Here is a 25595-nt window from a genome sequence, read left to right as displayed (position 1 = left end):
TTAAATTACTGATATTGAAAACCAAAAAAGCCAAAACTGATTATTTTCGAGAAAAATTATCTTTACTTAACAACCAGTCTTGCATGACGGTCTTTTGCTCGCCTGTCTGCATGTCTTTGATGCTAATGGTATGATCGTCCAGCTCTTGCTGCGCAATAATAACGGTCAGCGCTGCACCAGATTTATCCGCTTTTTTCATTTGCGCTTTCAGACTCGTCGCACTGGCCATTTTTACTCGTAAGTCTGCGCGGCTATAGCGTAAGTTTTGCGCATAGCCAATACCCGCGCTATAAACATCTGGGTGAGCCACGACAAAGACATCACAAGCTGGCACATCAGCAATCGGAGCGACAGCTTCCATGAGCAATAATAAACGCTCAAGTCCCATAGCAAAACCAACCGCAGGCTCAGACTTTACTGGTTTTTTGTCGTCTTTATCATCACGTCCGCCGATAGACTTTAGCTGTCCAATCAAACCATCGTAACGCCCGCCAGCACAAACCGTCGCTTGACTACCCAGCTTGTCGGTTACCCACTCAAAGACAGTTTTGTTATAGTAATCAAGACCACGTACTAAATGCGGGTTAATTTCAAAACTGATGCCAAGGTCGGTCAAATACGCTTGCACTTGTTCAAAATGCGCGACGCTGTCTGCCCCTAAAAAGTCAGCAAGCTTTGGCGCGTCTGCCAATACCGCTTGGGTGCTCGCCTCTTTACTGTCTAAAATGCGCAATGGATTGGTCGTCAAGCGGCGTTTGCTATCATCGTCTAGCTGATCTTGTTTGTCGGTTAAATAAGCAACTAGCGCCTCGCGATAAGCATGACGCTCATCCAGCTCGCCCAAGCTATTCAACTGCAAATGCATCTCATCTTTTAGACCCAGCTCTTGCCACATCAGATGCGTCATGGCAATCAGTTCAGCATCGGCATCCGGTAGCGCACTACCAAAGCTCTCGACACCCAATTGATGAAACTGGCGATAGCGACCTTTTTGTGGACGCTCATAGCGGAACATCGGTCCGATATACCATAATTTTGGTGTATCGCCGCGCAGTAGATTGTGTTCAATCACTGCCCGTACCGCGCCAGCTGTGCCTTCAGGACGCAATGCTAAGGGCGTTGGTGGCTCAGACTTATCGGTAAAGCTATACATCTCTTTTTCGACAATGTCGGTTGCTCCGCCAATAGCACGGGCAAACAAATCAGTTTGTTCTACAATTGGTAGACGAATATGTTCATAACCGTATCTACCCAGCACATCAGCCAATATCGCCTCTAGATGCAGCCATTTTGCGGATTGGTCAGGCAAAATATCATTAAACCCTTTAATAGCTTTAATCATGGTACGGTCATATCCTTAAAAATTTTAACAAGTATTCTATTATTGTTGTGACGCTTCAACGAGCGCTATCGGAATCTGAAATACGGCAGCTTATTTTACCCGAATAATTTCATTCTCACGTTTCTTGGCCAGCTCTTCTGCATGCGCGCGAACCATACTTTCTATTTCATCAACCAAGTTATTGGTGTCGATAAGATGGCTTTTTTCGCCCATACGATAGACCAATGACTTACGTGCAGCGCCAACAATACCTATATCAGATTCCTTCGCCTCACCTGGGCCGTTCACTTTACAGCCAATCACTGACAAATTCATCGGTTCGCGCACATCTTCTAAGCGTGACTCTAATGCGGTCATCACTCTAATCACATCAAACTCTTGACGAGAGCAGCTCGGACAAGCAATAAAGTTCACGCCATTAGAACGAATATTGAGCGATTTTAAAATATCAAAGCCAATTTTAATTTCTTCTTCTGGCTCTGCTGCCAACGAGATACGAATGGTATCGCCAATGCCGTCCAATAATAAGCCACCGAGAGCAATGGCGGACTTGACCGAACCGGTACGATAAACGCCAGCTTCGGTGACACCTAAATGCAGCGGATTGTCGATTTGGGCAGAGATAAGACGGTAGGCATCCATAGTCAAAAACACATTACTGGCTTTGACCGAGACTTTGTATTGATCAAAGTTCAGGCGCTCTAAAATATCGATATGACGCATCGCCGATTCCAGCATCGCCGCGCCATTCGGCTCTGTATACTTACGCTGAATGTCTTTTTCTAATGAGCCAGCATTGACGCCGATACGAATAGGAATGTTATGATATTTGGCACAAGCGACGACTTCACGTACTTTGGCATCGCTACCGATATTACCTGGATTGATACGTAGACAATCTGCACCCGCTTCGGCAACCGCTAGCGCAATCTTATGGTCAAAATGTACGTCGGCAATCAATGGTACGCTAACCAGCTTTCGAATCTCACCAAAGGCTTTGACCGTGTCCATCGTTGGCGTTGATACGCGCATCAGATCGGCACCAGCTTCGACGCAGCGTTCGATTTGAGCCACGGTTGCGGCCACATCACAGGTGTCCGTGTTGGTCATGCTTTGCACACTTATCGGTGCATCGCCACCAATCGCGACATCACCGACATAGATTTTTTTGGTCAAACGACGGTTAATAGGCGATGGCATTGACATACATAAATCCTTTAATCAGAACTAAAAAACAATAGGCGAAAAAACAGAAAGACTAAGGAGCCAACTCAAAACTGGCCTGCTTATCCGTAGCATAAGTATCTAGAGCGACGGCTTCTTGATTCAGCATTAAGCTAACATTATCGACATTATCAATCTGTACATTAAATGGTGGCATGCCTGATAATTTATGGTCACCAGTGGTCTGCGCACCATTCATCAAGTTGCTGCCAGAAGCGTCAGTAATGCTGATGATGGCGTTATCTGTCAGTTTGACGTCTAAAACTGCCACATCGGTATTGGCATCACCGCCTAAATTGAGCGCAGAGCCAGACGCGCCGACCCCATTGGCATTCGTATTAATCGCTGCACCTTGTGCTTGCTCGACGGCTGATATGTCCTCGACAGCGACGGTTGGTTCTTGGTTATTTTCTTTGCTCGCATTGCTCACCATACGAAATAGAAATATCGCTAAGATGATTAGCCCGATAACACCTATGATTAACAAAGGGTTAAAGCGAATACGGTTATGCGTATCACGCTGCAATGTACCCATTGGACGCAAAGGCGTATCGGTATTGTTTGCTAATTGAGCTTTGAGCTCTTTGGGATAAGCGGCATCAAAGCTGCTTGCAATTTTTACCGGATCCAAACCCAAAAACTTGGCATAATTAATCGCAAAACCACGAGCAAAAGCGGCTTGCGGTAGCTCAGAGAAATTCTCACTCTCTAGCGCTTGTAAATGTCGTTTTAAAATAAATAGCTCAGCTGCCACCTCTTCTAAGCTGACTTGCTTATTTTTTCGGGCTTGTTGCAATACAGCACCAAATGATCCCTGCTGGTTAGATTGAGTGTTTGATGATGGGGTGGTCATTTCCATGGTGCCTCTGGATTATTAAGCCAAGTCTTAAGTTGTTTTGCCTCATCGCTTAACGGATAAGCGGATAAAAGCTGCTGTGCCAATTGCTGGCGCGTTGTTTTGTTATTTTGTGCAGCGGCAATTTTGATGCCTTGCAATAGTAAGCGCGGGCTAATGCCCTGCCCTTGTACCAGTATCAAAGTCTCATCATAGAGCCGCTGTGCTTGTTGCACACGCTGCTGCTCAAGCAATAAATCTACCAATTCAATATGGGCAATAATACTGTTGCGATTGCCATCTAACGCCCGCAAGAATGCTTTGGCAGCTGCCGGATGATCGTCGAGTTGCAGGTAAGTGCGACCCAAGTTTTCTAACGCCCCAATACGGCCTTCATAGCCTAATGCTGCACCGGCGATTTCAAACTGCGCCGCTGCTTCTTTGTAACGCTTCATCTGCGACAAATAAACGCCGTAATTATTGTGCGCCTGCTCAAAATCTTTATCAAGCGCGATGGCTTTTTTAAAATACTGGTCGGCTTTTTCAAGATTGATGCGGCTGCCTTCTTGCTGCAACAAAACGCCCATCATATCATAGGCTGGCGCGTAACGGCTATCCGCAGCAAAGGCTTTTTCTAGCTGACGCTGCGCGGTATCAAGCTCGTTTTTGCGGATATATTGCGCGGCAAGTGAGGTGCGCACACGAGCAATCTCTTGTTGATCCAAGTTGCGATCGCTAGTCGGTCGCGTGGACGTTTGATAAGGGGTGCTACCCGTTAGATCGTTGGTTGTTGTACTTTGACAGCCGCTCACTAGCAAGCCTGCCAATGCACTTGCCAGCAGCATACGCTTTGGCGTAGCCAGTGACTCAATCGCTGATATCAACGGCTTGAACGCTGAAAGAAATGGTTTTTGATATTTGAACTGACAAGAATCTTTAGAAGTCATCATAGCCGCCATCATAAAACTGTGGTTCAGTACAGGGGATCAAAGAAGCATCAGTTTAATAGATTTAGCCCCCATAAGTACAATTTAGTTACTATTAATTGCTGCCTTCATGGTTATTAGCGGTTATGACTACAATTTTATTACCGTTGTGATGGATAAAAGACAGCTAATTGTCCAACCTTTATAGGTTGTTTATCACTTTTATCAACGCTGCCCTAAACCATCAATATCACAAACGACATCATCCTACACGTTTTCACGATCTTTGATGCTTTGCTGCCACGCTGCCGAACGTCTAGTACGATCAGCAACTTGTCCGACTAATTGACCACAGGCCGCATCGATATCATCACCACGGGTTTGGCGAATCGTACACACAAATCCTGCTTCACTTAAAATATTGCTAAAAGCGTGAATGCGATTGTTGCTTGATTTGTCATAGTTTGCATGCGGGAACGGGTTAAACGGAATAAGATTAATTTTGCTTGGCAAATCACCCAATAAAGCAACCAATTGATGAGCATGCTCATTGCTATCATTGACACCATCTAGCATCACATATTCAATCGTCACATGCTTTTTATGGCGCGGATTGACGTCATAAACATAATTGCGAGCGGCTGCCATCAACTCTTCTAGCGGATACTTTTTATTAATAGGCACTAGCTCGTTGCGTAGCTCATCATTAGGTGCGTGCAGTGAAATCGCTAACGCCACATCGATATCTTGCGCCAACTGATACATTTTTGGCACGACACCTGAGGTTGATAATGTCACCCGACGTTTTGACAAACCATAAGCGTGATCGCTAAGCATTAGCTCCATCGAACCAACCACTGGCTTGTAGTTTAGTAGTGGCTCACCCATGCCCATCATCACCACATTAGTGACGTTATTTTCCCATAAGCTATGATCAACGTTTTCTAAGCTGTCATTTTCGTCAGTCATATAAGAAGCATTAGCTACCCATAATTGTCCGATGATTTCAGCCGCCGTTAAATCGCGCTCAAAGCCTTGTTTACCAGTACTACAGAAACTACAATCCAGCGCGCAGCCAACTTGTGAAGACACGCATAAAGTCTTACGGCCATTTATCTTACTGTCATCTGCTGGAATCAGTACCGTCTCAACCAGTGAGCCACCAGTCACTTCGAACACCCATTTCCGCGTGCCGTCATCACTGTATTGACGATGAATGACTTTTGGCGGAACGACGCAAGCATTGGCTGACAATTTATCGCGCAGTGATTTGCTTAAATTGGTCATTTGCTCAAAATCGGTCACGCCCTGCTGATATATCCACCTAACCACCTGCGTTGAGCGAAATGGCTTTTCGCCAATGCTCTTAAAATACTCTGCAAGTTGGGCTTGCGTCATTCCTAGCAGGTTGGTTTTTGCCTGCGCTTCATCTACTAGCTTGATACTATCTGTTAGCTTAGTAGGGATATGTTGGATCGGTGATTGAACAGTGGACATAATAGATAACCTTTTTGCATAAGCTTAAATAAGCGCTGCAATTGTTTATATGAATGTTGTCATACATACATATTATATGAGTGCATGAGCAATCCGTTATGAGCGCATTTGATAAAAACATGCTGATAAGGGATTGATAACGCTACGTAAAACCAATAATGAGGCAAGTCGTTAAAGATTTCAATGAATAATAGGATTATTATAATAGCTAAAACGGCTTATACCCATAAGATATAAGCCGTCTTGCAAAACTAATTATTAATAACCAACACTATAAACGGATATTAATAATTGCTGCTACTAGCGCGTACGTGCACAAACTTCTTCTTCATTGAAGAAGTAGCTGATTTCACGTGCGGCTGATTCAGCTGAATCTGAACCATGAACCGCGTTTTCATCGATGCTGCTAGCGAAATCAGCACGGATAGTACCTTCAGCAGCATCTTTTGGGTTAGTAGCGCCCATGATTTCACGATGCTGAGCGATAGCGTTTTCGCCTTCTAGTACTGATACCAATACTGGACCTGACATCATGAAAGATTTTAGATCGTTGTAAAATGGACGCTCAGCGTGCTCAGCGTAAAAACCGCCTGCTTTTTCGTCATCAAGTTGCATCATTTTTGCTGCAACAATTTTTAGACCAGCTTGCTCGAAGCGGCTATAGATAGCACCGATGTGGTTGCCAGCAACTGCGTCAGGTTTGATGATAGATAAAGTACGTTCGTTAGCCATGAAAAGCTCCTAATAAATGATAAATTGGATAAAAATAAAATGGTCAATGCTTTGTTTTATCTTTGGCCACAATGTTGACTTGGGCAAACTTAAATAACTCATTGTCTATCAATACGATAATATGAGCGCCAACATAGGATTGCTGCCTATTATAATGATTAAGACTATAAATGATAGGGTTAATTTATGACCGTACCTTGCATAAAAGTAAATTTATAAAGGCGGTCTATCCTAAGAGAAAGCAAGTATTTGTCAATAGCAGGTACTTACCTTACTTATCTAATCGCTAACCAGCCTTGTCATTTATAAGCATGGGACTGGCTGAGCAAAACTGCTATATAAATATTATTAGCGAAAAAACCCTTAGCCTTATATGTTGAGGGTTTTTTCGCTAATATGAAACTATGAAGATGATTGCTTCCAAGCAATACTAAAAACAACTACTCGGCTAAGCGGCTGTCTCGACAACTACCCGCGCTACATTCACGCACACGCTCGTTTAAGAAGTTCACTCGCTCAGTCGTCACCCGAGTCGCACAGTCCATATTGACATAAAAACTATTTTCATCATCGCTATAACTGCACTGATCATTACGCTCACGCATCCAAGCAAGTTGGCCGCGCTTTAATTTGGTTTTTTGCGAGGTATTTAAGCGTTTAGCCAACTGCGCATAAGAACTATTAAGCTCTTTATCTGCCTCCAAATATACTTTGGTTAAGCAATATAAACCGTCAAAATCATTGATTGGCTTGTCACAATTTTGAGCACCCCATGACATCATGGGAAACATAAAGGCAGCGGATGTTAATAGTGCTAAGGATGTTTTACTCATAGTATTTTTAACGATATTAATGTTCATAACACTTCCCTTTTTTATTTGGCTGTTATTAAAATTCCCTTTTACCATGTTAAATGGCACCTTACAAAGATAATAATATCTTTGCTCCTATTATTTCAGGTCTCTTTTGAACAGTTTAACTTTGTTAAATATAATTAGAAACTAAATAATAGTTTATAACTATATTTAGGGCGTGTCCTCAATTCAAGCGATTGTATCTATAGTCAAGGAATTTTAGAATCGCTACAAGGCAACCGGCCGCAGATAGTACACTGAGTAAATCTAGGGCGGGTAACACCGTAGCGGTTTAAAAGTGCTCTGACTATAAATGGGCTAAAAATGAGGACACGCCCTAATAAACTATCATAAAAAAAACCTCCATTGACTTTGAAGTCATGGAGGTTTTTTGCGCTCAATAAATCTGTTACGAATTAAGCATCATACGGATCACGCAATACGATGGTCTCTTCGCGGTCAGGACCAGTTGAGATGATATCGATAGGGCAATCGATCAATGCTTCGATACGCTTGATGTATTTTTTCGCATTTTCTGGCAAGTCGTCATAATTGGTGATACCAACGGTTGACTCACTCCACCCTTGTAAGGTTTCGTATTTTGGCGTAACTGACTCATAGAATTCAGCATCGTGCGCGCCTTTACATTCAGTCTCAGGCAAGTCGTAACCCACACCGATAAGCAGCTCTTCTAAGCCATCCAACACGTCAAGCTTAGTCAAGCAAATACCTGATAGGGAGTTCAATACCACTGCACGGCGTAAGGCTTCGGCATCGAACCAACCACAGCGACGCGCACGACCAGTTGTCGCACCGAACTCATGACCGACTTTGGCTAAATGCGCGCCAACATCGTCAAACAATTCAGTTGGGAACGGGCCACTACCAACACGCGTGGTGTAAGCTTTGGTAATACCAAGTACATAGTCTAAATACAATGGACCGATACCAGTACCAGTCGATACGCCACCAGCAGTGACGCTTGAGCTGGTCACAAACGGATAAGTACCATGATCGATATCAAGTAATGTACCCTGCGCACCTTCAAACATCAGGTTCTTGCCAGCAAGGCGCAATTGATTAAGGTCTTCAGTCACATCAGTAACCATGCCTTTAATCTCTTCTTTCCATTCTTTACAAAGCTTCAATGTCTCATCAAAATCAATCGCTTCGACTTTGTAATACTGCGTCAGTTGGAAGTTATGATATTCGATTAAGTTGCGTAATTTTTCTTCTAAATCATCACGGAATAAATCAGCAAGCTTGATGGCACGGCGCGCAACTTTGTCTTCGTACGCAGGACCGATACCGCGACCCGTCGTACCGATTTTACCAGTACCACGCTTGGCTTCGCGTGCTTGGTCAAGTGCGACATGGTAAGGCATGATAAGTGGGCAGTTCGGTGAAATGCGCAGACGCTCACGTACTGGTACGTTATTGTCTTCTAGCTCTTTCATCTCTTTTAGCAATGCGTCAGGTGCTAACACCACGCCGTTACCGATGAAGCAGGTGACGCCTTCACGCAGGATACCTGATGGGATTAAATGCAAGACGGTGGTTTTGCCATCGACAACTAACGTGTGACCTGCGTTGTGACCGCCTTGAAAGCGAGCAACTGCTGAGGCTTTTTCGGTTAGTAAATCAACAATCTTACCTTTACCTTCATCGCCCCATTGGCTACCCAAAACTACGACATTCTTACCCATGATCAATCCTTACCTTTATGTATTGAGGTGTGTGCAATAACGGTTTAAAAAACTAAAATGATTTTGATAATGTCAAAAAATAACAGTCACGATAGCAACATTAAGTATGGCTTAACAAAGCTATATTTACACGCTCTGTAACTGCCACTCATTGTCTGCGAAACTTAAGCGATGCGTGACATCTGCTGGATGGTCTTGAGTATCTAATGGCATGGTAACGCGATAGCCCTGCTGACGTAGACTTTCCACTTGTTGTAGCAACGTCTGCTTCTGGGTCTTATCGGCATTGTGCAATGCGGTATAATCCACCAGCACAATGCTTGGTGCATCAAGCTGCGTATGCGCGAGTAAACGGCTGACGTCCATACTAAAGCCGGTGGCTTCACGCGGCTGCTGGGTATAGCTCTGCATACCGTCAAAACGTCCACCCCGTACCAACGGCTGGGTTTCGCTATTGATATAACCGTTAAATACAATACCTGTATGATAATGATAGCCTGATAGCTCTGTCACATCGATACTTACTGGGCACTGCCATTGTTCTTCTAAGTAAGACTTTAGTCGTTGTAGTTCGTCTACAGCAGTTGCGATTTGGGTATCCTGCTGTGCTGTCGCTGACAGTTTTGCCAATAAATGCGCCATATCATGACCAAAGCGCGCCAATGCATAAAAGTCATCACCCATTGGTAGTGTTTGGCAAACCCGCTTTAGTTCTGGCAAATTCTTATTGGCATACAAGTTCATCAACTGCTGAGTATCGTGCGCTGGCAATTCAGCCAATTCGGCCAAACGCTTAAATATCGCTACGTGACCCAAATCGATGTGCAAGGTGGCGCTCATATCCAAGCTATTCACCATGCTAAACAACACATCTATCAGTTCGATATCGGCAGCCAGTTCGCCGCAACCAAAAATCTCAGCACCCAATTGCAATGGCGTCCGTGAGCCAAAAAGCCCTGACGGCAAGGTATGAATCACATCACCTGCATAGCAATAACGAGCAATACCCGTGCCACCGTGATGCGCATCGATACGTAAAATCTGCGGGGTAATATCAGCGCGCACGCCCATCAAGCGACCAGTTAGCTGATCGATAATTTTGAAAGTTTGGCGCTTTAGATCTTCTGAGGCATCACTCAGCAGCGACTCGGTGAATTCAATCATTGGTGGATTGACCAACTGATAGCCGTGAGTAATCAGCTGCTGCGTAAGCTTGTGCCTGAGCACTTCTTGCTTTTGGGCATCTTCAAACAGCACATCCACCACCCCATCAGGCAACAACCAACTATTGGCAACGTCGCTGGCAAAGTTATTCAAATATGGCATGCTAGTGGAGGTAGCCGTGTTTTCGGCAGGCTGAGCCACCGCTTCATTTGTCGTATTTAACTGGGCAAGTTTTGCAGAATCAGAACTGACAGACACAATAAATCCTTGTTTGGCGTATCGCTTACCAAAAACGCGGTACTGATGCGGTACTTATGCAGTACTTAAAGGTTATCTTTACAATTGCATTGACACTGTGCATTTTTATTTTTAACGCGCAACATCATTGACCCAATTATTTATGAACAAACTAGGTAACCGCAAAAGGGTGAGTAATAAGTATAAGTTAGGACGATAAGACGAGTATCTTTATGCGCTAGTAAACCTTAATAAATCACCAAGGCACTTTAATGCTTTAGTTTAGCATAGCAGTTAAGGTTCGCCTAGTGACAATTCGCCACAATCACTATCTAATTGCTGGTCATTACTGTCAAAGACACGGCGATTATAATCGTGTTAGATACGTTGTGGTTCAACTAAAAATATTAATATCGCCTTGGTATAATGAAGACTGTCATCAGTATGGTTAGAACCACGTTTTCGACTCAGACTCATGGTACACTACCCTATATTTTTATCTCGGAAGCCTTATGTCATCTGATTACCACCCAAACCCAGCCATTAACCAAAGCAACGTCTTAGGCACTGCCCTTGCCAGCTGTTGCTTTGATCCTATTACCGGCTTTTATCGCAATGGCTTTTGTCACACTGGCAATCACGATGTCGGTCAACATACCGTTTGTGCCAAGATGACCAGTGAGTTTTTAAACTTTTCAGCCAGCCGTGGCAACGATCTTATCACTCCGCTACCTGAGTACAATTTTGCTGGTTTACAGCCTGGTGATTACTGGTGTATCTGTGCGCTGCGCTGGGTCGAAGCGTTAGATTTCGATATCGCCCCACAAATAAAGCTAGAAGCTTGTCACGAAAGCTTATTAAGCTTAGTCGATATTGAAACCCTAAAAAGCTATGCCCTATAGCTAAGGTGAGCAAACGATAGCAGCGTTTACGACAAATTTGGATTATTGAAGTTTTTTATTATATGACAGGAAAGTATATGGAAAATGATAATAATCAATTGATTAAAAAAACGGCTCATATTGCACCTGACTCCAATATGGATCATATCTATGCCAGTATGAATGACAAGCATCTCTATCTAGACGATGATGATAGCTATATCTATGGTGATGCTGCTGCCACGACTGAGGACACCATTGAGACCATGACAGTCTACGATCCCGACTCTGAACGCTATGAGGATATTGACTCCTCAAGTGGAGATGAAGTGGTCAGCTGCTATGCCTACTCCCGTAAAACTGGGGAAAATCTCGATACAGTAGCGCTCAATGATGTCAGTCGGGCGCTAAACAATAATGGTCAGTTTATTTGGCTCGGTCTCTACGATCCCAGTCTAGAGACCATGGTCAAAGTAAAAGAAGCCTTTGGTCTACATGAATTGGCGATTGAAGATGCTTTTGCCGATCATCAACGTGCCAAAGTTGAAAACTACGACAATGACATGGTGTTTGTGGTACTGCGTACGGCGAAGTTAGAGGACAATGTCATTCGTTATGGCACCACCGCGATATTCATGGGTAAAAACTACCTGATTACCATCCGTAATGGTCCGTCAAACTCCTACGCGCCTGTCCGCGAGCATTGTCACCGTCGCCCTGAAAAGCTGCGTATGGGCCCGATATTTGTACTGCATGCCATACTCGATTTTATCGTGGATAACTATATGCCGATTACCGATCGGTTGGGTCGATATTTGCGCGAACAAGAGCGCTATGTCTTTACCTATGAGTTTGACAAAGGCACTCTAAAAAATCTTTACGAGCTCAAATCTCAGCTAGTACATATGCGCGCCATTATTTTGCCCGTGCAAGACATCTGTAGCTTTTTTATTAATCACAAAAAAAGTGAGCTGGTCTCAGGGTTTTCTCAAGCGGCAAAACCTTACTTTCGCGATGTCAACGATCACCTTTTACACTCGCTAGATGCCATCAATGGTCTCAATGAAATGCTCAGTGTGGTGATGAATACCTATATGGCCATGGTCAATATGGGGCAGAACGAAGTCGTACGTAAGCTTGCGGCATGGGCAGGTATCTTAGCCGTACCCACAGCGATCGCTGGTATTTATGGGATGAACTTTGACTTTATGCCCGAGCTGCATTGGAAGTACTCGTACCTTGTTATCATGACTGTTATTATCGCTTTGTGTAGCTACTTGTACTACAATTTCAAAAGATTGAAATGGCTGTAATGCCAAACGCCATCCGTAAAAAAAAGAGCAACCACTGGTCGCTCTTTTTTTATATTGCTATCTAATTATTCACGGCGGTGCTTGGTATGACTATCAGGCGCTTGGGCATTATCAGGCAATAGTGCTTTAACCGTTAGATTGGCATGCTGTTTATCGAGATTGTCCTCTGGACGACCGAATGTTTTTGCCGTCCACGTTAGTACCACGATAGAGCCACTCAATAGCATGATGGCGACAGAAATCGTCGCTAGTAGCCACAAATGAAAGTAGTCTGAGACGGCCTGTACATCGACGACCAAATGTCGTGATAAAGCGGTGATAGCAATAAATATCAAAAACTGTACTGGCAGACGATGGGTTTTAAAATAAATACCTATCATAGCGAGCAGCTCAAGATAGATAAATAACATCAAGATATCTTTTAGATCTGCTGAGCCTTTTTGAATAATACCAACGAACTCTTTACCGGCGGTCCAAACGACAACCACACTGATTAAAAATAAAATAACGTAATGACAGATATCGACAAACTCTCTACCAATACCTTGCAGTCGCTCGTGAATACCTACGTTTTTTTTAGCCATGTTTAAGTCCTATCAACTGAGATGTGGTTGATTTAGCCTGAGTCTTTGTACTGTGGAGACTCAGACCCCTTATCTATCGGCAATCAGTATTCGTATGACTATCTTTTTAGCCAACATTCAATCCGGCTGATTTTTCAGCTGCATCGACCGTTTGGCGAATCAGCGTATTGATGGTCATTGGGCCAACGCCGCCTGGCACTGGCGTATACGCACTGGCAATATTTTCCACACCTTGCATTTCAATATCACCGACACCGCCATCAGCTGTTGGATGGAAGCCTGCATCAATAACTACTGCGCCAGCTTTGATCCACTCTGCTTTAATCAATTCAGGCACACCTACAGCACCAACAACGATATCTGCACGTTTGATATGTGCTGCTAAGTCCTGGGTTCTTGAATGGCAGATAGTCACAGTACAGTTGGCATTTAATAGCATCATCGCCATTGGCTTACCTAAGATAGCACTACGCCCTACAACCACGGCCTCCAAACCTGCCAGCTCGATACCATGATGCTCTAATAAATGCATGATGCCCTGCGGTGTGCACGAGCCATAAGCGGACTGCTGCATCGCCATCCGACCAAAACCAAGACAAGTCACGCCATCGACGTCTTTTGCCAAGTCGATCTGCTCAAAGCAAGCACGCTCATCGATATGCTCAGGAACTGGATGCTGTAGCAAGATGCCGTGGACGTCAGGATTATTATTGAGCTCATCTATCTTAGCCAAGAGCTGCTCAGTGGTTGTAATACTCGGCATCTCAACACGTATAGAATCCATACCAACACGCTTACAGGCATTACCTTTCATACGGACATAAGTGGCAGAAGCTGGATCATCACCGACCAATATCGTCGCAAGGCTTGGGATGCGTCCCGTCTTATCCTTGATCGTATCCACGCGTACGCGTAATTGCTGTTCTATTTGTTTGGCAAGTACTTTGCCATCTAAAACGGTGGCGGACTCTTGGGCAGTAGACGCGATAGACATAGGAACTCCAATAGAGGGTACGATATAAAAAAATAAAGACAGCGCGCGCAAATACTTTGCATGCCTGTCTTATCCTTAATCAAGGTGTGATTTATACTGATATTGTACCTGCCTACGTCTAAAAATCCTAGCCTGTATTGGGGCATGTCCTCAATTCAGTCGACAGTCATACGCTCATTTAGCCACAATCAACCACCAGCCGCAATACTCTCAGCATCGCCGCCTAACGCATGCCCAAATGGATAGCCTTGCTGATAATACACTTGAAGCATTCATCACTAACAAGCGTCACGATTTAGAAGCTATTATAATTAATAACGACTAGGGGCTGTATAGCCATCGCAAATAGCGTAGAATAGTCAGTCTAATTTTTTTACATTGAGAAATGTAAACCCACCGACTCAAGGACATGATTATGAAAGATGAAAAATTACAGAAAGCCCTCGCCCGCATGGGGCTTGGCTCACGTCGTCAAATGGAAGAAGTTATTAAATCTGGACGCGTAACAGTCAATAACGGCCCAGCAACCATCGGTGATCGCGTCGAACCAGGCGATGAGATTCGTGTTGATGGTCGTCAGATTAAATATACTGCTGAGAATGAGAAGCGTCGCCGCGTATTGGCTTACTATAAACCTGAAGGTGAAGTGTGCTCTGCCAATGATCCAGAAGGTCGTCCAACGGTTTTTGAACGTCTGCCGAAGCTGACCCATGACCGCTGGGTCATGGTCGGACGCTTGGATATTAACTCAACAGGCCTGTTATTGTTTACCAATGATGGTGAAATGGCGCATCGCTTGATGCACCCCTCTGGTGAAGTCACTCGTGAATACGCAGTACGTGTATTGGGTGAAGTGACGTCTGATATCGCGCGTGCGTTAACAGCTGGCGTGATGTTAGAAGATGGTACGGCAAAGTTTGAAGATATCAAAGAAGGCGGCGGTGAAGGCGTCAATAAATGGTATCACGTCCAGCTAAAAGAAGGTCGTAACCGCGAAGTACGTCGCTTATTTGAGTCGCAAGGCCTAAAAGTGAGTCGTCTACTGCGTACGCGCTATGGCACGATTGCCCTACCAAAAGAGTTGCGTACCGGTCGTTTCTTAGAGCTTGACAGAAAAGACATCAATACCTTAACAGACCTAGTGAGCTTACGTCCACGTTATGGTACGGGTCTACATGGCGCGGCGAAAGAGAAGCAAGAGCGTATCAGAAACAAACCACTTAAAGCACGTCGTACTACTGATAGTCGTAGCGATAGCCGCAGTGGTAGCGACAATCGCAACAGCAGCGCGAAGCCTAAAAGCAGCGCTAGCCCTGCCAGTCGTGGTACACGCAATACCCGTGACCGCAACGACAAGCGTTAATTTAAACCTGCAATAGATTTAAATTAGACCATAAAAAAGCTGCCCATAATGAATATTTATGGGCAGCTTTTTTATGGGTTTTTTATAATAATTTTACTAACCCAATATTTAGCTATCATGACTATTAATATAGTTTTTCATGACTCGCAAATCTTGCAACTGCTGCGTGTCCATTTGCGCTAACAGATTATCTAAACGCTGCTCAATATTATTTAAAACACTCTGTAATAACGCACTCGCTTCTGCTTTCTTGTCATTACTCACATTGTGAGCATTTATATTCACATTCGCTAGGTGGTAATGACTGGCAAGCATTTCGGGCAAACGCGTATGCAGCATTTTATGCAACACAAACTGCGCTTCTGTGAGTTCGGGCATTTTATGTTGCGCTTGTAGGGCCTTTTGATAGCGTTGATAGTGATTTACTTTTTCATCGATACGTTTTAATTGGCGCAAGTGTTGTTCTGATAAGCTTTGAAGATGCTTGTTGTTTAGATCAAGCTGTTGCCACTTTATAGTAGATAGTGACAACGTAGATAGTGATAGCGGCGCATCATAATCCCGATAAATGAGCACACCTGGCGTAATCCCAACGGCTTTATGCAAAGCTTGCCAGCCTTTTTTACCCAAATAAACGACCGTGACGGTCGTTACAACCCCAATACCGATCAGTATGCTCATATATATTTACTCTTTGTTACTTACTTTTTGTCGCTCAATCATCTGGCTGACGGTTTGGCATTGATCGTTCTTTATCGATCGTTTGATATTTTATAACTTAATGTCTTCAGCTTTAGGAGCTTTATTGCTCGGGTTTTCTATCGCACTGCTGGTAGCATCACCACTGTCGCGATTGCCTATCTCTTGACTGCTAGAGTGCTCAATTTGAGTACTGGCTATTGGATTATCAAAACGCTGTTGCAAATAGCGATTGGTTGCGAGCAATTTTTGTCCATCTTGGTGATATGAGGCATTGAGCAAATCATCAAACTGAGTATTAATGGTACTCAGTACATCTAGCAACGCCTCTTTTCCGGTGACATTAGAATGCTTAATCTTAGTAGTATCAGCAAGCGCACCACCCCCCATATCTAGGTCATGCAGACGACGATAGTCAGCCACGGCTAGCGGAATGTGTCTGTCCATCAAGTTTTGAATCATAATATAGGTTTCGTTGACTGTATCTTTATCATCTATCTTGCCATCATTATTGGTATCGCCATAAATGACACGTAGCTTTTCACCTTTCTGATTAATTTGGTCAAGGGCTGTTTTGACTTCGACGGGTAAGCTTTTTTCAGGAATATAACCTAACTGCGGCATTGCTTTATATTCAAGCATTTTGGGCGCGGTCACTTTTTTGATACCACGATATCCTAGATATAACCCAGCTGCTGGTAGCATCCCGTATAAAACAAACATCACTAACATCGCCGTTACTTGGGTCATGGGATTGTCCTCATTATTCATCGTAGTTATTATTGTTATAGATAATATTAAAACGCTTAACTCTATAAGATTAAACAAAAAAATAAGGCTTTATTAAAGCCCTATATTGTTATGCATTGCGTCGCTTGTGCTCAAGCCGTGTCCTCAATTCAATCACAGCACTGCCTTATGTTAATTTGATGATGATAATTAACAGCCATTAGCTTTTCGTACGGCTTTTGACATAACGGTGCGTTGAGGCAAGACGATTCATAACCGTTTGATGCAACTCGTCCAATAACTCATCAAGCTCATAATCAACTTCTAAAAACAAATCAGTCAGCATGTCGCCTGCGGTCATCTTTCCCTGCATCATCGTGTTTTTGGTGCGATGCGGACTAAAACGTTGCAATTGCTCATAATGATGTAGCGCTTCTGGAATGCTCTCTGACACCAGCTTGTCGATGACAAACTGGCGCTCGTTATGTTGCTGCTGTTGCTGCTCGTTGAGCTCACTGCTCCACTCACGGTAACGCTTGAGTTTGCCGTTAATTCGATCTAGTATCGCAACAGCTTCTATAGGCATAGCATTTAGGGTGGCCTCATCAACCACATCAATAAGCTCAGTCATAATCGGACAGCGTCCATGTTTGAGATACCATAGGGTATCAGGGTCGAAAGGCGGTCTGTTGGTCGGGCGCATTGCCGCACGATTGGACAAATAGCGATCGGTCAAGGGCGTCGGTGTTCGAATGTCACTCACTTGTGCTAATGCATCACGAATACGATCGGCACGCTCAGGAGGAGTCAATGGCAGGCGTTCACTAATGGCGTTTTCATCACCAGCACTGTCTTCATTGTGAATAATATTATCAGCAGGGCTGGCATCATCTTCTGCATTAGGAGCGATAGCGCCTTGCTGAACATGTTTGGCAGCTCGCGTTGGCAAATCATCTTGAGCTTGCCCAAATGACTGTAACATTCTTGTCAAACTTACGACCATGTTCTACTCTGCCCCTCGCCTATTTACTGATTGCATTCGACCACTCAATCCCTTATCTTAACAGTTTTTTATCACGCTGCCAGTAAGCAAACGTCAACGTTTTGGTCTTTAACATTGAGTAAATGGTTATGAATACACCCGATTATATTTCTGGTTTTTTGCTGGGATTATCGCTCATTATCGCGATTGGTTCACAGAATGCCTTTGTGCTTAAACAAGGACTCAAACGCGAGCACATCTTTTTCATCTGTCTCTTCTGTGCGGTCAGCGATGCGTTTTTAATCTCCGCAGGCGTCGCGGGCTTTGGCGCGGTGACTGCTCAGTATCCGCAAGTCGTCAACATTGCCAAAATTGCAGGCGTCATATTTTTGCTGGGCTATGGCATTCAAAGCTTGTATGCCAGTGTACGCCTATCCCATGCGCTGACTGTCGACGGACAAGTTGTGACCAGTTTAAAAAAGGCACTATTGCTCTGCTTTGGCTTTACTTGGCTCAATCCACACGTCTATCTAGATACCTTGGTGCTCGTTGGCATGGTTTCAACTGGAGCTAGTAGCAAGCTAGCCTTTGCAGTTGGGGCTGTCAGTGCCTCATTCTTTTTCTTCTTTGCGCTAGGCTATGGAGCACGATTGCTCAGACCTCTGTTTGCCAAGCCAAAAGCGTGGAATATACTTGATGCCTTGGTAGGTATATTGATGTTTTATTTGGCTTGGCATCTATACCAAAGTTAGAAAACAGCTATATAGTCAATCCACTATAAAAGCGTTACAGCGTTAACCTCGCTTGAGGTATTAAATACACATCTACACTTGATTGCCTTGTACCACTTTTAAATTGAACCGACTACAGTCAAACTCATATAAATGTACAGTCAAAATCAAAAAACCCACACACATTCTATAAACGTGTTTGGGTTTTTTTAGGCTCCACAAAAACTATGTTCAGAAAGGCTATTAGGGTCTGTTGGACAAGCCCTATATTAAGTTAGGAAATAACGTACGCAATCCATTGACGATAATTTCAATAGAAACCGCAGCCAATAACATACCCATGATTCGGCTCATGATATTAAGCCCAGTATCACCCAATAAACGGCTAATACGACCTGCTGCCATCAATGCCAAATAGCAAAAAAGACTGATTAAAAAGCCTGCAACGATAACCGCAGAAACACGCAACATGCCTGAAACTTGAGAAGAATAAATAATAACCGTAGAGATACCACCCGGCCCAATCATCATAGGAATAGCCAGTGGTACTACTGCTGAGGCGGTACTTGGTAGTGCATGCTTATCGTATTCAACATCGAAATTTTCTTGATCAGGCTTAGCTGGGTTACCATCGCCATTCATCATGTTCAAGGCAATCAAAAACACCAATATACCGCCTGCCAGCTGGAATGAGCCAATAGAGATACCAAGTGCCTTCAAAAGCACCTCGCCTGCTACAGTAAAAAAGCTGATGGTGATAAAAATAGTCAAGCAGGCAATACGTGCTACTTTACGTCGATCAATCATCGAGTAGCCGCGCGTCAAGTCCAAGAACAGCGTCAAAGCTGCAAAAGGATTAATCAAAACCACAAAGGCCAAGATGATTTTAATAATTTCAGTATCCACTGAGCGCTCGCTTATCTATCGGTAAAACTTGGGCAAAAAGATAAGGCCATCGTGCGAGTGCAACGATGACCAATAGGCGGTTAGCAGTGACATTGTAGCATAGGCAGATAAGCTAATTAAATCATTAACTTTGCTTAACATTCTCATATAAGCGCATTAGCGGCAATAGCTGACTGCCATGGGTCGCTCAGCAACTTTTAACGGATAAATAGTTGTATTCCAATAAAAACGGCTCGTTACCCCGTTATAGTCGATACTAAATAAATAGATACACGACATTATAATGCGTGACTGGTACAAATTTTTCTTGCCTGCTGTGCCTACGCAGACAGAGGCTACAAAAAATTTATATCAGTCACACTGTCTCTTTTTTATATTGAACTGACTATAATAAAGCCAAACGTTACGCACTAAAATCCAGACCGATATCTAGCGCAGTGGTACTATGCGTCAAATAACCCATCGCAATAAAATCAACACCCGTTTTTGCGACCGCTTGCACAGTCTCAGGGGTAATACCACCAGAGGCTTCTGTCTTGGCGCGACCTTTACACATGGCTACCGCCTGCAACAATATTTCAGGCACCATGTTGTCTAATAGTACCAAGCTCACACCAGCGTCCAAAGCCTGCTCTAATTGCGCTAGCGTATCGACTTCCACTTCAATCGGAATGAGATGACCCGCGAAATTTTGTGCTTGCTTGATAGCTGTTTTAATATCACCTGCAATAGCAATATGATTGTCTTTGATCAAAATTGCATCATCTAAACCCAAACGATGATTGCGACCACCGCCGCAGCGCACCGCGTATTTTTGCACGATACGTAAACCGGGAATGGTCTTGCGCGTACAGGTAATTTGCGCGGGATAATCCGCCACAGTATCGACAATCTGCTGTGTCGCCGTCGCAATACCACTCAAATGCGTCATGAAATTCAGTGCCGTACGCTCTGCCGTTAATAGATGACGTGCATTACCGCGTACGATAGCCAATACTGTATCTGCATCAACCTTCTCACCATCGATGACCTGAGCGATAAACTCTATCTGCGCATCAACCAAAGCAAAAGACAGACGCGCCAAATCCATACCGCAAACCACGCCTGCTTGGCGCGCCTTAATCTGGAGCTGCGCCTGCATATCGGCGGGAATGGTGGCTTGCGAAGTCACATCTCCGCGTCGACCCAAGTCTTCGGTGAGGGCAGCCTCAACCAAGGGCTTAAGCAATACTTCATCCAACGCTGGCTCTCGTTCAACTGTCATCTTTAACCCTTATATAAGTATGCTATGAATATAAATTCGATTGATTTAAACTCAAAATGAGCATAAATATAGCGTAAAGTTAGCCTTCCCGCAAGGATAGGTCGGTATTTTATGTGTCTAGTCAACGTTTATAAACACAGCATATGACAGAAATATCGTAGGAATAATCTGACAGCTATTTATTTCGTTTGGGCAATTTGCTGTCCATTAGCAAGCTTTGTAGCTCAATATCGTGACGGAAGCGATAGAGCTTGGCAGGTCGACCGCGCTGAGCGCTACTACTCTCTCCGGTTTCCATCACTAAGTTTTGTGAATCAAGCAAACGGCGAAAATTCTGCTTATGCAGACGCACCCCTGATAAGGCCTCGACGCTTTGCTGCAACTGCGACAAAGTAAAAACATCTGGCATTAAACCAAAAATAAGCGGTCGATATTCAATCTTAGCACGCAGCCTCGAAATAGCCGTCGCAATCACGCGTCGATGATCGTAATACATCGGTACGCCTATACGTTGTGACCAGTCATCTGGCAAGACAACGGCTTGATAAGTTGGCGGATAATTGGGCGCTTCGGGTATCAGCCCCCCTTCATACAGCATCTCATAGCGGAGCAGTACGTGCTCTGCGATCCACTCCCTACTTTCATGAGCATGGTCGCCAACCAATTCTGTATCTGTCAGTTCGCCACCTGCTAAAAACGCTTCACTCAGTCCCCAACACAACCCAATACGTTGGCGTCGACGCTGTTGCACAATCAAGTCTTCGGCAGTAGTTGCCCATTCCAATAGTACAGGTACGATAAAGTCTGTGATGATACTAGGCATACCATCTAAATGATTTTCCCACGGGAAATAATCATACCAATCTCGCCACAGTGCCTCGCTTTGTAGCTCTTGCATCTGTGTCTCTTGCACCAAACCCAAATAGCTCACATAAACCAGCGCATGACCATCGATATTACGTCTATTGGTATCAACAAAGGTATATAACTGCTCTAGATAACCAAGCGGCTGTTGCGTTTGCTCCTCCACCCATTGACGCACGCCTGCTTGCAAAGAGCGATGCAACGGCATCAAAGGACCATTGGGCAGCAGCTTGCCTTGATCCACTGTTAATACACGGGCTGTGTGGTCAGTGATGGCGACTAGCACCGCGACCACTTCAGTGGTGCCACTTCCCTGTTGATGCGCATGTGAATAAGACAAAGTCATAGTTTTGGCGACAATCCTTTAAATGTAGTCATTGAATAATAAGTTCATAAAATGCGGCTTTGATACTGTAGATGAGTATAACGTGAATCCCAGACTATCATAGCCTGCGGTTGTAATTCTACAAAACTAAAACTGCGGTTTATTCAACGACTTTACGGTCTGATGAGTTAAAAAAATAAGTACTTTCATTGAGACAGTTATAAAAAAACACTTGTATTTATGCTCAAAATGAGCATAATTAAAACATCTTATTCATTAGCAATATTCAATTGACTTATTTTTAGCGGCATATTGCTTGTCGCTACTGTATAAAAGGTTTGCCTCTATGAAAACTTATCCTTACGACGCACCTATCATGAGTACGGACAATCGCATCGCCACTCAAATGAACATCGAATATGCCAAAGCTAAAATGCCAGCAGACTTGCCGCGCGCTGAACGCATCGTGGTTGAAGAAAACATCAAGAAGCTATTAAAAGAGCATAATGCGGTATTGGTCGCCCATTATTATGTCGACCCTTTTATTCAGGATTTGGCATTAGCGACTGGTGGCTGCGTGGGCGATTCACTAGAAATGGCACGCTTTGGGCAAGCACACAGTGCACAGACATTGGTGGTCGCTGGCGTACGCTTTATGGGCGAGTCGGCAAAGATACTGAGTATGGAGAAGACAGTACTGATGCCAGACCTAGAAGCCGAGTGTTCGCTTGATTTGGGCTGCCCTGCTGACGAGTTTTCCGCATTTTGTGATGCTCATCCTGAGCGTACCGTCGTGGTTTATGCCAATACTAGCGCTGCCGTCAAAGCCCGTGCTGACTGGGTGGTGACGTCATCCGTTGGCATCGATATCATTCGCCATTTGCATAATAATGGTGAAAAAATCATTTGGGGCCCTGATCGCCATTTGGGTAAATATATCGCCAAAGAGACTGACGCAGATATGCTGCTTTGGCAAGGCTCGTGCCTCGTACATAATGAATTTAAAGCGACCGAACTGCTGCAATTAAAAGAGGAGCATCCAAACGCCAAAGTATTGGTGCATCCTGAATCGCCTGATAGCGTGGTGGCGCTCGCCGATGTGGTCGGCTCTACTAGCAAATTGTTGCAATCAACTTATGAGATGGATGCCGACACCTTTATCGTCGCCACCGATTTGGGTATCTTGCATGAAATGCAAAAGCGCTCGCCAAATAAGCGTTTCTTAGCAGCGCCTACTGCTGGTGAAAGCGCAAGCTGTAAGAGCTGTGCCTTTTGTCCATGGATGGCGATGAACGGCTTAAAAGGTATCGAGCAATGCCTAACCAATCAGAGCGGTGAAGTTTTGATGACGCCTGATCTGGCAGTTGCGGCTAAAAAGCCCTTGCAACGTATGCTTGATTTTGCTGAATTACAAAAACAGCGAGTGGCAGCAAGCGGTGACATCGTTAAAGACCGCGAGCTGTTCGCCAATGTCGGAGCAGCCTAATATGAATGCGGTGTCTACAGCGGAAGCACTAAATGCTGATAATTTTGATGGAGCGGTACAAACCGATGTCCTTATCATCGGTGCAGGATTGGCAGGGCTAAGCACGGCTCTAGCGTTACCAACATCGCTGAATATTACCGTATTGAGCAAAGCCGACTTGGAAGTTTGCTCAAGCCATTATGCACAAGGTGGTATTGCTGCCAGCCTAGATAAAAATGACTCTGTCGCTGACCATATCGCTGATACCCTAATCGCAGGCGCAGGCTTATGCGAAGCCGACAATACCAGTAGCATTTTAAGTGCCGGACAGCAGGCCGTGCAATGGTTATGCGAGCAAGGTGTGCCTTTTACCCAGATACAGCAAGATGATAATGCAAAATCTTTCACTGAACTACAGACTGCTAACTTACATTTAACCAAAGAAGGTGGTCATGGCTGTCGCCGTGTGGCTCATGCGGATGATGCGACTGGTCGACACATTATGGAAGCCTTGACCATAAAGGCTCAATCTGCTGCCAATATCACTGTTTTGCCTTATTATGAAGCGCTGAGCCTTTTAACAAGCAGTGATAATCAGTGCCAAGGGGCGCAAGTTTTTGATCATAGTAGTCAACAACAACTGACTTTTTATAGTCGCGCAGTCGTACTGGCTAGTGGTGGCTTGGGTCAGTTATTTAAGCGTGCCAGTGCGCCCAACGTCTGTGTCGGTGATGGCGTAATGATGGCATGGCAAGCAGGCTGCCGCTTAGCAAACTTAGAATTCATTCAATTCCATCCGACTGGTTTGGCATTAGATGACAGTAGTTTTTTGATATCGGAAGCCCTACGCGGTGAAGGTGGCCGTCTGACCTGTCCACAAACCGGTGCGCGCTTTATGTTGGACATTGACGAGCGTGCAGAACTAGCACCACGCGATATCGTCGCTCGTGCCATTGCTGAGCAGATTAGTACGAATGGACTTGGCTACGTGAATCTTGATGTCAGTCACCTGCCAGAACAGTTTTTACGAGAGCACTTCCCGCAAATTTATCAAACATTATTAGAGCTTGGCATCGATATGACTACTGACCCAATTCCGGTCGCGCCTACCGCTCATTATAGCTGCGGCGGTGTAGTCACATCTGTCAATGGTATGACCGATGTGGCAGGTCTCTATGCCGCTGGCGAAGTTGCCTATACAGGTTTGCATGGGGCTAATCGTTTGGCGAGTAATTCACTTTTGGAATGTGTGGTGGTTGGACGTAATATTGCTGCTGACTTACCGCGCTATTTAAAAGCATTAGAAAATATAGATACCGTTGCCATTTATGATAACTCAAATTTATCAGCCCTTGGCATTTGGACGCCCCCAACGCTTAAAGATACTCAGCCCATTACTCTGCCACCGTCTACTGACCATGAAAGCAATACTCATCATAACGTCAATATAGATGCGGACATAGCTGGGATAACCGCCAAACTAAAAGTTTTGATGACTGCTCATATGGGTATCACCCGCAGCGCTGAGCAATTAGCACAAGCATTGCTACAAATAGAAAATTGGCAGCAGCAGCTTGGATGCCTAAAGTCTGATTCTCTCGATATAAATAGTCAGAGCAATACCATTCCCTATGATGGATTGGCATACTTTCAATTGGCACACTTTCAATTAGCACGACAATTACAATTAGCGACATTGATTATTCAGTCGGCTTATCAGCGTTATGAGAGTCGCGGTGGTCACTATCGTCAAGACTATCCACATCTAGCAACCACACCTCGAACCAGTGTGATTGCGCCCTTATCGAAGCTGAGAGAAGGTGACAAAACAGGTAATAAAGAGGGTGGCATTGATTGGTTGGTTCAGCCTATAATCGATGGCACAGAGGTTGGATCAGCACATACCGTTGCTAACGTTTAACAACGATTGAAGGTTGCCACTCTAACCATCACAAAACGGTAAGTTACCGTTTTTTAT

At 44.4% G+C, this 25595-nt stretch carries 23 protein-coding genes; 6 read left to right on the top strand and 17 right to left on the bottom strand.

Annotated features, from left to right (window positions below):
- Nucleotides 1–40 precede the first annotated feature (40 nt).
- The 9 genes from hisS to RH96_RS06885 form a co-directional block, all read right to left on the bottom strand.
- Nucleotides 41–1342 carry a histidine--tRNA ligase gene (gene hisS, locus RH96_RS06925; protein ID WP_010199031.1) on the bottom strand — a complete coding sequence of 434 codons (1302 nt, stop codon included), beginning with the start codon at nucleotides 1340–1342 and terminating at the stop codon, nucleotides 41–43.
- Between the two features lie 90 nt (nucleotides 1343–1432).
- Nucleotides 1433–2548, bottom strand: a complete 1116-nt coding sequence (ispG, locus tag RH96_RS06920) for a flavodoxin-dependent (E)-4-hydroxy-3-methylbut-2-enyl-diphosphate synthase (RefSeq protein WP_010199030.1) — start codon at nucleotides 2546–2548, stop codon at nucleotides 1433–1435.
- Nucleotides 2549–2600: 52 nt separating this feature from the next.
- Entirely contained in the window at nucleotides 2601–3419 is an 819-nt protein-coding gene (locus RH96_RS06915) for a RodZ domain-containing protein (protein WP_010199029.1), read from the bottom strand.
- Complete coding sequence (gene pilW / locus RH96_RS06910; RefSeq protein WP_010199028.1) at nucleotides 3416–4351, bottom strand: type IV pilus biogenesis/stability protein PilW; 936 nt, start codon at nucleotides 4349–4351, stop codon at nucleotides 3416–3418. The genes RH96_RS06915 and pilW overlap by 4 nt, the downstream gene beginning before the upstream one ends.
- A 243-nt stretch (nucleotides 4352–4594) precedes the next feature.
- Nucleotides 4595–5824 carry a 23S rRNA (adenine(2503)-C(2))-methyltransferase RlmN gene (gene rlmN, locus RH96_RS06905; protein WP_010199027.1) on the bottom strand — a complete coding sequence of 410 codons (1230 nt, stop codon included), beginning with the start codon at nucleotides 5822–5824 and terminating at the stop codon, nucleotides 4595–4597.
- A gap of 300 nt (nucleotides 5825–6124) precedes the next feature.
- Entirely contained in the window at nucleotides 6125–6556 is a 432-nt protein-coding gene (gene ndk, locus RH96_RS06900; RefSeq protein ID WP_010199026.1) for a nucleoside-diphosphate kinase, read from the bottom strand.
- A 440-nt stretch (nucleotides 6557–6996) separates the two neighbouring features.
- Nucleotides 6997–7416 (bottom strand): lysozyme inhibitor LprI family protein, encoded by a 420-nt coding sequence (locus RH96_RS06895; RefSeq protein WP_010199023.1) that lies wholly within the window; start codon nucleotides 7414–7416, stop codon nucleotides 6997–6999.
- A gap of 410 nt (nucleotides 7417–7826) precedes the next feature.
- Complete coding sequence (locus RH96_RS06890) at nucleotides 7827–9116, bottom strand: adenylosuccinate synthase (RefSeq protein WP_010199020.1); 1290 nt, start codon at nucleotides 9114–9116, stop codon at nucleotides 7827–7829.
- 126 nt (nucleotides 9117–9242) lie between these two features.
- Entirely contained in the window at nucleotides 9243–10538 is a 1296-nt protein-coding gene (locus RH96_RS06885; protein WP_010199017.1) for an ATP phosphoribosyltransferase regulatory subunit, read from the bottom strand.
- A gap of 491 nt (nucleotides 10539–11029) precedes the next feature.
- On the opposite strand from RH96_RS06885, the gene RH96_RS06880 reads away from it, so the two are divergent.
- Nucleotides 11030–11419 carry a DUF2237 family protein gene (locus RH96_RS06880; protein ID WP_010199013.1) on the top strand — a complete coding sequence of 130 codons (390 nt, stop codon included), beginning with the start codon at nucleotides 11030–11032 and terminating at the stop codon, nucleotides 11417–11419.
- Nucleotides 11420–11556: 137 nt separating this feature from the next.
- Nucleotides 11557–12711 (top strand): magnesium/cobalt transporter CorA, encoded by a 1155-nt coding sequence (gene corA / locus RH96_RS06875; protein WP_413540223.1) that lies wholly within the window; start codon nucleotides 11557–11559, stop codon nucleotides 12709–12711.
- Between the two features lie 65 nt (nucleotides 12712–12776).
- Here the strand turns inward: corA and RH96_RS06870 are convergent, their stop codons facing one another.
- Both RH96_RS06870 and folD read right to left on the bottom strand, forming a co-directional pair.
- On the bottom strand, nucleotides 12777–13295 hold the full coding sequence (locus RH96_RS06870; protein ID WP_010199010.1) for a phosphate-starvation-inducible protein PsiE: 519 nt from the start codon (nucleotides 13293–13295) through the stop codon (nucleotides 12777–12779).
- A 106-nt stretch (nucleotides 13296–13401) separates the two neighbouring features.
- Complete coding sequence (folD, locus tag RH96_RS06865; protein ID WP_010199000.1) at nucleotides 13402–14289, bottom strand: bifunctional methylenetetrahydrofolate dehydrogenase/methenyltetrahydrofolate cyclohydrolase FolD; 888 nt, start codon at nucleotides 14287–14289, stop codon at nucleotides 13402–13404.
- Nucleotides 14290–14704: 415 nt separating this feature from the next.
- Between folD and rluB the strand changes: the two genes are divergently transcribed.
- Nucleotides 14705–15652 carry a 23S rRNA pseudouridine(2605) synthase RluB gene (gene rluB / locus RH96_RS06860; protein WP_010198997.1) on the top strand — a complete coding sequence of 316 codons (948 nt, stop codon included), beginning with the start codon at nucleotides 14705–14707 and terminating at the stop codon, nucleotides 15650–15652.
- Between the two features lie 108 nt (nucleotides 15653–15760).
- Here the strand turns inward: rluB and RH96_RS06855 are convergent, their stop codons facing one another.
- The 3 genes from RH96_RS06855 to RH96_RS06845 form a co-directional block, all read right to left on the bottom strand.
- Nucleotides 15761–16333 carry a hypothetical protein gene (locus RH96_RS06855; protein WP_010198996.1) on the bottom strand — a complete coding sequence of 191 codons (573 nt, stop codon included), beginning with the start codon at nucleotides 16331–16333 and terminating at the stop codon, nucleotides 15761–15763.
- A gap of 90 nt (nucleotides 16334–16423) precedes the next feature.
- Nucleotides 16424–17101 carry a hypothetical protein gene (locus RH96_RS06850; RefSeq protein ID WP_010198994.1) on the bottom strand — a complete coding sequence of 226 codons (678 nt, stop codon included), beginning with the start codon at nucleotides 17099–17101 and terminating at the stop codon, nucleotides 16424–16426.
- Between the two features lie 199 nt (nucleotides 17102–17300).
- Nucleotides 17301–18062: a hypothetical protein gene (locus RH96_RS06845; protein ID WP_010198992.1), complete on the bottom strand. Its 762-nt coding sequence runs from the start codon at nucleotides 18060–18062 to the stop codon at nucleotides 17301–17303.
- Nucleotides 18063–18211: 149 nt separating this feature from the next.
- Here RH96_RS06845 and RH96_RS06840 point away from each other — a divergent pair, with 149 nt between their 5' ends.
- Complete coding sequence (locus RH96_RS06840) at nucleotides 18212–18814, top strand: LysE/ArgO family amino acid transporter (RefSeq protein ID WP_010198988.1); 603 nt, start codon at nucleotides 18212–18214, stop codon at nucleotides 18812–18814.
- 243 nt (nucleotides 18815–19057) lie between these two features.
- Here the strand turns inward: RH96_RS06840 and RH96_RS06835 are convergent, their stop codons facing one another.
- The 3 genes from RH96_RS06835 to RH96_RS06825 all read right to left on the bottom strand — a co-directional run bounded on the left by RH96_RS06835 (nucleotide 19058) and on the right by RH96_RS06825 (nucleotide 22173).
- On the bottom strand, nucleotides 19058–19699 hold the full coding sequence (locus RH96_RS06835) for a MarC family protein (RefSeq protein WP_010198985.1): 642 nt from the start codon (nucleotides 19697–19699) through the stop codon (nucleotides 19058–19060).
- 403 nt (nucleotides 19700–20102) lie between these two features.
- On the bottom strand, nucleotides 20103–20963 hold the full coding sequence (gene nadC, locus RH96_RS06830; protein WP_010198982.1) for a carboxylating nicotinate-nucleotide diphosphorylase: 861 nt from the start codon (nucleotides 20961–20963) through the stop codon (nucleotides 20103–20105).
- Nucleotides 20964–21138: 175 nt separating this feature from the next.
- Nucleotides 21139–22173 carry an NUDIX hydrolase gene (locus RH96_RS06825; protein ID WP_010198979.1) on the bottom strand — a complete coding sequence of 345 codons (1035 nt, stop codon included), beginning with the start codon at nucleotides 22171–22173 and terminating at the stop codon, nucleotides 21139–21141.
- A 325-nt stretch (nucleotides 22174–22498) separates the two neighbouring features.
- Here RH96_RS06825 and nadA point away from each other — a divergent pair, with 325 nt between their 5' ends.
- Both nadA and nadB read left to right on the top strand, forming a co-directional pair.
- Nucleotides 22499–23638 (top strand): quinolinate synthase NadA, encoded by a 1140-nt coding sequence (nadA, locus tag RH96_RS06820; RefSeq protein ID WP_010198976.1) that lies wholly within the window; start codon nucleotides 22499–22501, stop codon nucleotides 23636–23638.
- A 1-nt stretch (nucleotide 23639) separates the two neighbouring features.
- Nucleotides 23640–25538 carry an L-aspartate oxidase gene (nadB, locus tag RH96_RS06815; protein ID WP_010198973.1) on the top strand — a complete coding sequence of 633 codons (1899 nt, stop codon included), beginning with the start codon at nucleotides 23640–23642 and terminating at the stop codon, nucleotides 25536–25538.
- The last annotated feature ends 57 nt before the right edge of the window (nucleotides 25539–25595 follow it).

The organism is Psychrobacter sp. PAMC 21119 (genome assembly GCF_000247495.1).
Taxonomy (GTDB): domain Bacteria; phylum Pseudomonadota; class Gammaproteobacteria; order Pseudomonadales; family Moraxellaceae; genus Psychrobacter; species Psychrobacter glaciei.
The sequence above is the reverse complement of the archived record's forward strand: the minus strand, read 5'-3'. Positions and strand labels throughout refer to the sequence as shown.